General features: G+C 40.7%; 8 protein-coding genes. All 8 read right to left on the bottom strand.

Annotated features, from left to right (window positions below):
- Positions 1-18: 18 nt before the first annotated feature.
- The 8 genes from PGR74_RS06005 to PGR74_RS05970 all read right to left on the bottom strand — a co-directional run bounded on the left by PGR74_RS06005 (position 19) and on the right by PGR74_RS05970 (position 12781).
- A complete protein-coding gene (locus tag PGR74_RS06005; protein WP_270516833.1) occupies positions 19-435 on the bottom strand; it encodes a hypothetical protein in 417 nt (138 codons plus the stop codon).
- An 11-nt stretch (positions 436-446) separates the two neighbouring features.
- Positions 447-1046 (bottom strand): hypothetical protein, encoded by a 600-nt coding sequence (locus tag PGR74_RS06000; protein WP_270516832.1) that lies wholly within the window; start codon positions 1044-1046, stop codon positions 447-449.
- Between the two features lie 11 nt (positions 1047-1057).
- Entirely contained in the window at positions 1058-2563 is a 1506-nt protein-coding gene (locus tag PGR74_RS05995; RefSeq protein WP_270516830.1) for a RagB/SusD family nutrient uptake outer membrane protein, read from the bottom strand.
- 11 nt (positions 2564-2574) lie between these two features.
- Positions 2575-6120 (bottom strand): SusC/RagA family TonB-linked outer membrane protein, encoded by a 3546-nt coding sequence (locus PGR74_RS05990; protein ID WP_270516829.1) that lies wholly within the window; start codon positions 6118-6120, stop codon positions 2575-2577.
- Between the two features lie 71 nt (positions 6121-6191).
- Complete coding sequence (locus tag PGR74_RS05985; protein WP_041505085.1) at positions 6192-7355, bottom strand: FecR family protein; 1164 nt, start codon at positions 7353-7355, stop codon at positions 6192-6194.
- Positions 7356-7395: 40 nt separating this feature from the next.
- Positions 7396-7989 carry an RNA polymerase sigma-70 factor gene (locus PGR74_RS05980; protein ID WP_052634793.1) on the bottom strand — a complete coding sequence of 198 codons (594 nt, stop codon included), beginning with the start codon at positions 7987-7989 and terminating at the stop codon, positions 7396-7398.
- Between the two features lie 457 nt (positions 7990-8446).
- Entirely contained in the window at positions 8447-10171 is a 1725-nt protein-coding gene (locus PGR74_RS05975) for a hypothetical protein (RefSeq protein ID WP_041505084.1), read from the bottom strand.
- 18 nt (positions 10172-10189) lie between these two features.
- A complete protein-coding gene (locus tag PGR74_RS05970; protein WP_041504232.1) occupies positions 10190-12781 on the bottom strand; it encodes a TonB-dependent receptor in 2592 nt (863 codons plus the stop codon).
- Positions 12782-12939 lie beyond the last annotated feature (158 nt).

Below are 12939 nucleotides of genomic sequence, written 5' to 3'. Positions count from 1 at the left end.
CCGGGCTAAGTATACAATTCATTTCACAATTAAAATAAATAGAGAATCCCGGACATGAGAATATCCTTTATTATAAATATTGACATCAACATAATAAGTACCTTTCTTTATTGAATTATCAAAAGGTATCTCGAAACTACTATCACCCCTTAATTTAACTTCCTCATAAAAAGAAGCAACATCCCCGTCTGTCGTATGTACCCTCTCTATTTTATAAAATATAGGTAAGGTTCCCAACACCCCTTGTATCTGGGGAGATACCCAAGGATATTTTTTCTCTACTCTATCCGGATACGACTCAGGATCAGGATCTTGAAAAACGACCATCGAATTAGGATCATAACTGGCATCGTCTACTTCCAAATAACCAATTTTCGTTTTTTCACACGCAATAAACGCAATAAACACAAATAAAATAAATATAAACTGTTTCATATGCCTAATATTTAAAATTTACCGAATGTGAACGAATATACTAATGAGTGTACTGCCCCATTATTAGGTTCTATATCGGCAGAAGCGATCTGCACGACAGAATATCCTGTATCAGAAGATTGTATATGTAACGTAACCGCCCCTGCATCAGGAGTATTATGATAAGGATGCAACTCTCTGTATACCCGTACGCTATTCCCCGCCAAGGCAGTAAATACATCCCCTCCGGTCTTGGCATCCCCTACGCCAAAACGAACTTTCATATGTTTCCCGGCTATCACGTATCTCAATATCATCTTTTTCCATACTTCCGGCTCCACATCCTTTATCTGTTCTATTTTATTATCTAACATGTAGCGTATGATAGAAAGCTTTGTCGGACCGAAAAAAGTAATTTCGGGATATTGCTGATCTTTCCCGTCAAACAAAGCAGTCAAACCTGCCCACTCTATAGCAACTACTGTTGAATCCCAATTCCGTGAATCACTTCTCATATAGTCCATAATGCTCCCGTCATGAATACCAGAAGCTTTTCCCGTATCAATAAAATTTTCCTTTGTACAAGCAACACTCAAGGAAATAGTCACTATTATTATAAATATTTTATCCATCATTACAGTATTTATTGTTGTTTGAACCAATAGCGATTTTGTCGCATTAATTTATTTGAATTAAATGCCCCATTATGTACGGGTAAATACAAAGCCCCGTCTTCAATGTCCTGATCCGTCAATTCGGAATACTCTTTTGTCATATCTGTTTTCCAATAACCCGTACGTACCATATCATACCAACGATGACGTTCAAGCAGTAGCTCTTTCTCTCTCTCCTTAAATATAGCTCTATAAATAGGTCCTTCCGACACAGAGTATCCGGAAACCCCCGCCCGTGCCCTCACTCGATCCAAATCAGGTTTCGCCAGATTATCTTTCCCCATTTTCGCATAGCATTCAGCCCGTAACAATAGTATATCAGCTAACCGCGTACGAATAATATTACCTGAAAAATTCTGGAACCAACTGGATGGATTTGACCATGTTTTATCTTCAATAATCTGACGCCTTCGTTGCATTAAAGCCCATCCCCTTGTTTCTACGGAATCAATCATCTCTTCCGGTTTATAAAAATAAGCCTCTCTTCGTTTATCTTCCTTAGGATACATCTCCAATACTCTTTCCGCTTTAATTTTCATCTGTTTCTTTGTCACATCACCGGGAACCGTGTAAGGACGTATCGGCCAGGTTTGATAATAATACTCCAAATTGATAGGGGTACTCATCATTAAAAAATCCGAATACACCACCTCAATTTCAAAAATAGATTCAGGGGCTCCACCTATCATTACTTTCGTGCATACCTCTTCCGGGTCTGCTGCCCATCCTATACCACCTTCCTCTATGACCCAAGTTGCCGCATCAACAGCCTTTTGTAACGTATCTTTATTATTCAATAAACTTCCCTCCCATGCATACATATGTGCTAACATCGCCCAAGCAGCTTCCTTTCCGGGAATTTGCTTCGTTGTTATTTTATTCCCTTTGCTGTCGGTAAGATTATCCCACATATCCAATAAGGTTGTCGCTTTCTTCATATCCGCAATAGCCATATCCAATACTTCTCTCCAGGGCCTACGGGGTAAAGGTTCCACCTTGTATGAGGTAGGAACATAGGGACAATCTCCCCAATCCCGAACAATCTCAAAATAACACAAAGCCTTGTAGAACAACGCTTGTCCGAGCCAATAGTTATACCGATCCGTTGACAATCCGGCTTTATCTATATTTTCTATCACCATCATTGCCTGACTAATAGAACTATAATAACTATACCATGAACATCTCGGTTCTGCGGCGTTTATGGTCGTCGCATCCAAAATTCTCAGAGCTTCAGGCAGGTACTCCGAACACTCATCCATAACTTCGCCGGAAACCGCACGAGGAGTAGAATACTGGTAATTGCTCCTATAAGACCTATAAGCTTCCAACATAATCATTTCAATATCCCGTTCTGTTTTGAAATAATTGTAATAAGTCATTGAATTTTCCGGTTCAACATCCATTAATCCGTTACAAGCGCTTTGCAACATCATCATAACGATATGCAATAATATAATCGTGAACTTTCTCATTCTTTTTTCAATTAAAAGTTAACAGATAAACCTAAAGTAAATTTTCTATTTAAGGGGTATTTCCGGATATCATCAAATCCTGTCATTAAATCCACGGTTTCGGGGTCCACTCCGGTGTAATTCGTCCACATAAATAAATTTTCACCGCTAAAATAAGCTCTCACTTTTTTTAGTCCCATCCGATCCGTCAGCTTCTTTGGTAATGTATATCCCAACACGAAGCTTTTCAAACGAAGATAGTTCACATCTTCCACGAACTTATCGCTATAATACCCCGTGTTATTTTTTCCATTATCGTAGGCTAAACGCGGAAAATCAGCTTTATCTCCCGGTTTTTCCCAAAAAGTATATTTACGGATGTCTTCCAGTATAGGGCCGTTCAAGGTAGAAGCATTCACAAGTATAGCTTGAGATTTTCCAGCATTGATAACCGTACGTCCCAACGAATAGGTAAAATTGAGCGAAACATCAAAACCTTTCCACAATAGTTCCGTCATAATTCCTCCCTGCGCTATCGGTAAAGGGCTCCCCATATAAATCGCATCCGTGGCAGGATCTATCACACCATCGCCATTTGCATCGTAATAATGCATATCCCCAACCGTGTAAAACTGTCTCTCTCCATCCCATTTACCAGGTGCCAAGTATTGTTTCATGCCGTTAGCATTATATTTATACGGTATTTGTTCATGGGAATCGATGATCCCCAATGATTTCAATCTCCGAATGATATTTAAGGGTTCCCCAATAATATAAGTTCCCAAATCCCTATTATTATGACTCCGTTCAAATCTATTCCAATTCCGAGCTATATTGAAATTTAGTCGCCATCGGAGATGGTCCCTCCTGAATATATCATATCTTAAAGACAACTCGATTCCTCTATTCGAAATCGCTCCCGCATTTTGATATTGTGTAGTCATGGGGGAATAATTACCCGGTAACGGAACGGCATACATCATATCGTCCGTATATCGATTGTAATAATCAAATACGACATTCAAACGATAATTCAAAAAGTCCAAATCAACACCGATATTATATTGTCCGGTCGTCTCCCATGATAGATCCGGGTTTAACAAACCGTTCGCCGATTCGGGTACGACCGGAGCCTGTCCCATGAATGGCCACATTCCAGATGTTAAAGAACCATAAGCCAGATAACGAGTAGTAAATTGCGTACCCGTTTCTCCCCAACTTCCGCGAATCTTTCCGAAATCCAACCAACCTAAATTATCCATGAAAAACTCATCCGAGAATATCCAAGCAACACTTATAGAAGGAAATGTTCCCCAGGGCACTCCTTTCCCAAATTTGGAACTACCATCTCGTCTGAGAGATGCCCCCAAAATATACCTTTTCTTATAACTATAACTCAACCTTCCGAGAAAACTTACCATCACATCTTTTTCGTAATTTGAATTATACCCCTGTGTAGCTACAGGATACGTTCCGCTATTATCAATGCCCATCCATGAAAAAGGAACATAATGTACCTGATTGTTTGGACCTCCCCGAGCAAGCCCTCCGACATAATGTTCTTCATTCAACTGAGTGGATACACCTGCCAGTAATTCCAACTTATGTTCTGTAAACTCTTTGTTGAATACCAAAAGGTTCTCTGTCAATAACGTCCTGTTTTCCAAAAATTTACCTTGCGTCTGGGTCTTGTTGTCCGAAGTCAGCTCCATCGGGGTAAATTTATTCTGCTTGCTTAAAGAATAGCCGATGGAATTAGTTGAGGAAAGACGAAGCCAATTTGTAATGTTATAAGCCATTGCTACACTCAAGCGCCCGAATAAATCCTCATTCTTTTCTTTAATACCTCTCTGATTTTTCAACACCTCATCCTCCACGATTGAGCTTGAAGGAAGAAAAGGAGAAGTTTGAAAAGGAATTTTGGGAACATTAATTAAATTGTCTCCGCTCCCCATGACGACATTACTACTTTCGTCCTGATTTCGTTTTCGTCTGGCATAGGCCAAGGAAAAATGCACGTTGATATTAAACCGATCGATAGGCCGAAATCCTAAATTAGTCATAAAATTAAAACGAGTAAAACCACTATTTTTCAATATACCGGTTTCATCATAAAATCCAGCTCCCACGCTACTATTAAACCGCTCAGCACCATACAAAGATTGAACATTTGCAGTTACGACCTTTCCTGTCTGAAAAAAACGCTTGAACCAATTAGTTGCATTATTGTAAAACGGGTTCAAACTATCTTGTAGATCAGGTATATACTTTGCTTCTCTTTCGGATCCATTTCCCCAAAAATAGTCATATACACCCTTATATTTTTTGTAAACTTCCACATAACTATTAGGATATACAGCTTCCTTACCGAGCATATAAGCTTGTTGATAATTTTGTAATGCTTCTAACTTATATCTCCTTGCTTCTCTACCGGCAAACACGGTTGGATATTCCGGTATATAGGACCATGAATAGGATACATTCGCACGAACCGTTCTTTCCCCCACCTTTCCCTTTTTCGTGGTAACTAAAATTACACCATTAGCTGCCCGAGACCCATATAAAGAAGTAGCAGCAGCATCTTTTAATACTTCGATAGACTCTATCGATTCTGGATCAATTTCGGTCAAGGCATTCGTTCCCGTTAAAGAAGAGGTCATATTCGTAATAGGCACGCCGTCTATTACCCACAAGGGAGAACTAAAATCACGTTGTTCGGCACTCAATGCATTATACCCTCGCAGTATAGTTGCAGTACCGCCACTACCAGGAGAGCCGCTCATGTTTTGTATATCCAAGCCAGCCACCCGACCTTGCAATAAAGTAGAAAGGTTAGCCGTTGGGACACTAAGGATATCCTCCCCTTTTATAGAGGTCATAGCACCCGTCATTTCACGCTTCGTGGTTGTTCCGTAAGCGATTACCCTTACTTCATCCAAATCGGAGGCTTCATCCTCTAATAAAATATCAATCGTTTTAGACCCCTTAATCAACACTTCCTTCGTCTTCATCCCGATAAACGAATAGAAAAGATAGAGATTCTTCTGTTCCGTCAACGTGATGGCATATTCTCCTTTATCATTCGTGGAGACCCCCAAGGTGGTACCCTTCACGTACACCGAAGCTCCGGGAAGCGGAATTTTTTTCGAATCCGTTACTTTTCCTTTAATCGTCCATTTCACGGGAGCTTTAACGGTATCGGTAGCCACTGCCGTCTTTTTAGTAATCAAAATCGTCTTTTTGTCTATGGAATACACCAAAGGACTCCCTTTTAACAGGATATCCAACACTTCGGAGACCTCCATCTCTTTCACGCTCAATGTCAGATTTTTAACCGAAACGACTTCCATTTCGTTGTACATAAACCCCAACCGGGTCTGCTTTTCAATCATGCCGATAACGACTTTCAAATTCGCATTGCTGACCTGAATGGAAACCTTTTGTGCCAAAGACGTCTGATTGGCATAAAGAGAGAAGGTCGTCATCAGTAAAATAACCAATAGATTTTGCATAAATAATAACCATTTTTTCACACGCCATCCCCCGGGAGAAGGGTGCACTTCTTCGTTTTTTTTCATAACTTTGTCTTTGAATGAATAATAATTTATTATTGTTTATGATAATCGGGAGCGGGGCCAATCACTCCCGGTTATTTCTTATTTACCTTTACCACTTTGTCCTCAAGCTGAAAATCGACTCCTGCTATTTTCGCTACCATATCCAAAATCTCACGCAGATTTTCAAACCGCTTTACTTTTCCGGTAACCCGGAGCTTTTTCAAAACATCTTCCGAACATTCAAAAGAAACATCATACCAACGCCCGAACATCTCTAATACCTGTTCCAACGGTTCGTCGTTAAAATAAAACCATCCTTCATGCCAAGCCAAATAATAGTCGGTATCCACCTCCCGCAACTCATGTTCTCCGTCACGCCCGATCACGATCTGTTCCGAAGGGTTCAGGACGACCCCCATTCCTTCCGGTTGCTTCACCAGCACCTTCCCCTCCACCAAGGTGGTTTCGTACCGGATATCCGTCAGATAAGCTTTTATATTGAAACGGGTTCCCAACACCTTCACCTCAAATCTTTCATCGACCTGCACGATAAAAGGAGATGTACTATCCGGAGCCACCTCAAAATAGGCCTCACCGGATAAACTGACCCGGCGCATATCTTTCCCGAAGGAAACCGGATAACGTAATTCGGAGTCGGAGTTTAGCCATACCTTTGTACCGTCACTCAAAATCAACATATACTCATGCCCCCTGCCCACGCGAAGCCGATTATAGATTAGCTGTTGTTTGACAGGACGTGTTTGTACCTGGTAGTTTAAGACCGAATCTTTCACGATCTCCTTACCGTTCCGTTCGTTGATGCGCTGAGGTGTTTCCCGCAATTCACACAAGGTACCGTCGCTCAATTCCAGAACGGCACCCCGAGTAGCCGGACGAACATCTATCACCTGACTTTTAGCTATATAGGGGTGTGGGTCTTTTTTACCGGCCCAATATAACACGCTCCCTCCTATCATAAAAGGAAGTGAGATCACGGCAACACGCCAATAAATATTTTTTAAGAAATGCTTTCGGCGGGAGGAGATCACGCGTTGCCACTCCTGTTCCACCTGAAGACCGTCTATAAATAACTTGCGTTTCTCAAACGCTTCTCCATCGGACATCTCTCTCAACAACTGTTGCCCGGAGGGAAAGTTCTCTAACCATTCGTCTAACTCTTTCCTCTCCTTCCCCTCTTCCATACCCAACAGCCGATAAAAGATCAGTTTTATCTTATCGTGCAAATTTTGACTCATTGAATTCTATTAACCGTACTGACACGCTTAATAGACACATTCATTCCGAAAAGTAGTGAATCAAAATTCTTTTTTTTTGCAAAAAAAGAAAATAACAAAGGAAATATTTATCCTTCAGCAATACACGTATAACCTTATAAGCATTCGCTTTCAACGTGTTAACCGTATTTACAGAAACATTCAATCTTTCCGCTATCTCCTGATTCTTTAATCCCTGAAGTTTCAATAAAAGTATTTTTTGACTTCGATCCGGAAGCGTATAAATAGCCTTTTCCAATAAACGGTACAACTCCTCTCTGGCTACCTCCTTTTCAAAAAAAAGATCACTCCCCTTTACCTCTAACAGGCTTCGTTCCGAATACAAATGATGAATACATTGTCTGCGCAACACGTTTAGACAACGATTCTTCACCACCATATAAAGGTAATTTTTCACGCTATCCACAGCCATCAACTCTTCCGGCTTCTCCCATATCCGGCAAAACACATCGTGTACCACGTCTTTGGCTGCCTCCCGATCCTCCAAATAACGTTCGGCAAACACACACATAGAGGCAAAATAGCTATAAAAAAGATTTTTGAATCTTTCCTCATCCATAGAGATTTCATGCAAATGAGTTTGCTTTCCTGTCATTTTTGTTGTATTTTATGGGAACATACAATTAAAACTCAAATATAAATCATATTTAATTCATTTTTGGACGCAATGAGAAATATTTTTCATCCCGTTTACAAATAGACCATTTTAGACCAATAATCCACGGGGAGAGGTACGATATGATCAGGTGATTAAAGGATTCTAAGATTTAGAAATTGGAGGATTATGTGATTGACGCTTGCAGATTACAGATTAAAAAATTACGTCCAATTTAAAATCTACAATTTAAAATTGACAATAGAAAAAATGACGATTGTAGGATTAAAATCGAATCACCTAATCATGGAATCACTAAATCTCAGCATTTTTCTAATTTATAATCAAGTAATGAAAGAGGGCAAGACAGGCATTTGATCACTGAATCTTTAATTATTCACAAATAAAAAAATCCGGTTCATTCATGAACCGGATTTTCCTATCCAAAAACTTTTATCTACTGGAGTTCTTTATAACTGTCTTCGATGTATTCGAATTTACCCTTCGCTATTCCTTTGTACTTCACCTCCCAATTAGCGCGCGGAGAATAGCTCTTGAAACGAATCGTGTATTCGATCGGCGTTCCGTCGACTACCGGCTCTGCTTCGGGATATTTTCCTTCTAAGACGGCCGGGAAACCTTCCGTAATCAAACGCTGCTTCTGGATTTCCAATACTTCTTCATCGGATTTGCCCGCTAACTCGTTAACACCAGCCAACTCGTCATATTTTACCAATAAAGACACGCCCATATTGATATTCACGTTATAGGTCGTAGAACCGAAATAGAACTCTCCGGTATCCGGATATTTCTCGTCCAAATAAGCATGTTTGTTTTTATCAACCCAATCCAACATATACTGATAATCCGATTTCCCCATTTCGAATGTAATGTGAGGATTAGCAAACCACTTCTCTCCATTATGCATGAATTGTTCTGCTTTCTGAGAAACCGGATTGTATTTCATCCAGGCTCCTGCGGTAAAAGTATACTCGTCCGTATAGATGGAGTAACTGCTTCCTCCGTCATTTTTATAAATAAACGTCACCACATCCTTGTCCTGGGCGTACGGGAATTTTAACGTCAACAATTGAGGCAAATAATTGTCCGCATCGCTATTGAAACAATCGGTCTTACCCATCTGGCTGAAATCGTCGGCCGTCACGATATAAACATCTTTTTTCGTGTAGGGACTCCAGTTTCCATACCTCTCGCTATACGAGAATACGGCAACCACTTCCTTGGTCAACACGGGATCCACACTCCCTACGATCTCAAACTCGGGAGTCTTTCCGGCTAAAGTACATTTATAAGCGACACTTTTCGGAGCGCTATTGTTTCCATAAGTGGCATATCTGACATTGTAAATCACATCCTTTACAGCCTTATTCCCCAATTTAGCCAACAAAATCTTTATACCGGATCTAACCTGTTGAAGGATAAATGCATCCGTTATGGTCACACCGTGCTTTTCCTGGTACTTCTCCCAATCTTTTTTGCTCAGATTAAAATTCGGACGATCTGCATCCACACCGAAATAAAACTCTTTGTTTCCATCCACGAACTCTTCTTTGTTGCTCTTCACCCAATCCAGAATACTCTTATAATCATACTTATTCATTTCGAAGTTCACCACATTGGCCGTTTTTCCGTCAACCGCATCGGAGGTCTCGTTATAAGTCACGATCAGCAATTCTCCGTCTTCTCCATCGGCATCGATAGCCTTTGTCATATTATCCCGGTTCGCGGGCATTCCCCCCGTAAAACAAAGATACTGAGCCACGTTTCCTCCTACTTTTTTATAATCGGCTACCCCCAACGTCTTTTTATTTATTCTGGTTGCCGCCGTATAAAAATTATAGGTAACCATAGCTGTTGAATTTTTATTCAATGCCGGATATTTCGATGTTAAAAAATCAGGAATATAATTTTTAGCCGGAACAGAAGAAGAAAAATTCTTATTATCCGCGATAGTTTTCACCTTTGCAGAGTCTGCAGCGTTTTCGCAACGTTTATAAGCTAAAGAGGCGATCGTGGCATAGTCCGCATCCGCAAGCGTGTAAACAATATCGGCATGAACAGGCTCTTTATTGGCATCCAAATCATCATACACATCCGACATGGGATTACAGGATGCCAACCCCAACAATGCCAATGTTATCAAACTATATATTTTACGCATATCTTTCAATTTTAATCATTAGAAATTCAATCTCAATCCCAGTGTCCAAGTTCTACCGAATCCGTAATATACCAAAGAAGAAGCGGCATTATGATAAGCTCCGTCCTTAGCATCGGCAATGTATTTTGCATTAAATACGTTATTGATATTCGTGTACAGGGTAAAACGCACGCCCTTATAATCCAAGCCGTAACGTAAATTGGCATCTACCGTGACGTAATTCGGCATTCTCCACGAATCGATTCCCTCTTCCCTCGCCGCAACACGGTTTTCAATCGTGTAATCGGAATAGTTTTTACCGAAGAAATTCATATCGGCTCCGATCTTAAAACGAGGGAACGGTTCGTAACTTGCTCCTAAAGCAGCAGTCATCTGAGCCGAATTGCCCACATGCACGTCTTTCACGTATAATTTCTCATTCTCGCTAATAACTTCGTTGCTTGCATCCAAAACCACCATCGTCGGGTTATCGGTTAAAACCCAGTTACCCCACGAAAACATTCCCTTTAGGTTAAAATTATAAACGGGTTTGTATTCGGCTTCAAATTCGACACCATGGTGACAGGCGTTCAGGCCGCGTATATTAGCCACGTTTCCGTTACCGACACTCTTGGTCAAACCGCGATCATTCCAGCGGGTATAGTAATAATTTATCTTGGCTGTCAAAGTGGGCATTTCTAAACCGTATCCTCCCTCAATAGTGTATACGGTCTCGTATTTCACGTTCGGTGTAATTACGTTCGTGTTATTCTTGAAAACCACATTAAAATAAGGAGCCCGCTTAAAGTAACCGCCATTCAAATAAACATTGTGAAAAGCACCGAATTTATAATTAGCTCCGGCTTTCAGTCCCCAAGGCAAAAAGTTTTGCCAACTTGTTTTACGCATCGGGTCACCTTTTTTATAGGCACCGTTATCTATACGGCGATAGGCCTCGTCCGTCAACGAAAAAGAGAGGAATCCCGAAAAATTATCTTTCACGTACTCTCCCTGCGCGAAAATACCGCCCCAAAGGACCTCTCCGGTATTATCAAAAGCGATCTTATCTCCTTTTTTCAAAGCCACGTTAGGATCCTGGTAAGCCAATAAATCAGACTTATTGTTATAATAAGCACCCCCCATCAAATCCGTAATTTTTATAAAGTGATACCCCTTATAGTAGCGAACGTCCAAACCTCCCGTTAATTTGATATTATCGGTTAACTGATTGGTATAGGTACTCAGCGCACCGTACCAATCATGAGAGTTTATCGCATTTGCCAAAACTAACAAGGAACCGGTCGTGGAAGCCTGATTTTCTCTCATCACGGCATCGTAATCCAACAAACCGTCCGGGGTAAGTTTCGTCTCTTCGTAAGGCTTTCCGTCCGTATAGTTGTACTGTAACCAATTCTTATTAACACCATAGCTACGTCTTCCGCCTCCGTTAGAGAAAGACAAATAAACCACCGTAGATAAAGAAGAACGCTCGTCAATCGTCCAGTAATGATTCAAGGACATCTGAGGCTTATGATACTCGTTATAGGCATAAGGACCGTTGAATATTTCACCGTTCAAGATACCGTAACTGGAATTCCATCTCGTCCCGTTTTGGTTATCGCGATATTCCTGAATCGTATGCATTTGTCCGCGTTGATTGTGCCATTGCGGAGCACCGAAAGCAGTAAAAGAAAGACGATGATTATCATTGATTCGCTTGGACACATTCACAAAATAAGCCCATGCCTCGTAATTAGTCGCATCTACATACCCATGAGTACTTGCTGTTCTGGATCCGGCTAAACTTACAGCCCATCCGTTCTCCATCAATCCGGTCGAAACATTTACAGCGGCTTTCGAGTAACCGTCATTTCCTATTCCGTAATATAAACCACCGCCTTTAATAGCATCCGTACTCTTCGTAATCATATTCATGGTTCCTCCCACGGAATTAACAGCCAATTTAGAAGCCCCCAAGCCGCGCTGTACCTGAATAAATTGAGTCACATCAGAAAGACTGGCCCAATTCGACCAGTACACCCTTCCGTTCTCCATATCATTGATAGGAATACCGTTAATCAAAATACCTATGTTATTGGAATCAAAACCCCGCATATTAATACGAGAATCTCCGTATCCACCGCCTTGTTTCGTCGCGTAGATAGAAGGGGTAGATTTCATAATTTCGGGAAACTCCTGACTTCCCAATTTTTCTTCAATCATTAAGGGAGTGATATTCGAAATAGCCACCGGGGTCTCACGATCTTTCGTCACAATAGAAGCTGTTACCTTCACCTCATCCAAACCTACCGTCACAGGAGTAAGTTTTATAGTTCCCATATCCAACTCTTTGTCTTTCAAATCTATCTCTTTCTTCAACTCCTCATACCCCACGTATCTGAATAAAATGACCATTTTCCCTTCCTTTTTTGTCTTAATCACGAATTTCCCATCAATATCGGCAGCAGCCCCGATGGAAGTCCCATCTATCGTTGCAGTTGCTCCAATCAATGCCTCGTTCGTCTTAGCATCAATAATTTTCCCTTTGATAACGCCGTCCGCCAACGTAGCCAACGACATACAAAGCATCGGAATAAACAACATCAGGCATTTTAATAACACTTTTCTCATAATCTAACTTTTTTAATTCGTAAGCAAAATAGCACCCTTAATGTTAATCAATTATTAATTTCTTGTAGGATAAAAATTACATTTCACACTTCTTTTTATTTTTTATTAAGAGAGCTACAAAGGTAGTATTTCGATTCAATATATCTATTTTTTAGACG

The sequence above is a fragment of the Sanguibacteroides sp. AM78-02pH3A genome (genome assembly GCF_027666085.1).
Taxonomy (GTDB): domain Bacteria; phylum Bacteroidota; class Bacteroidia; order Bacteroidales; family Marinifilaceae; genus Gabonibacter; species Gabonibacter massiliensis.
This window is presented reverse-complemented; position numbering and strand designations above follow the sequence as displayed.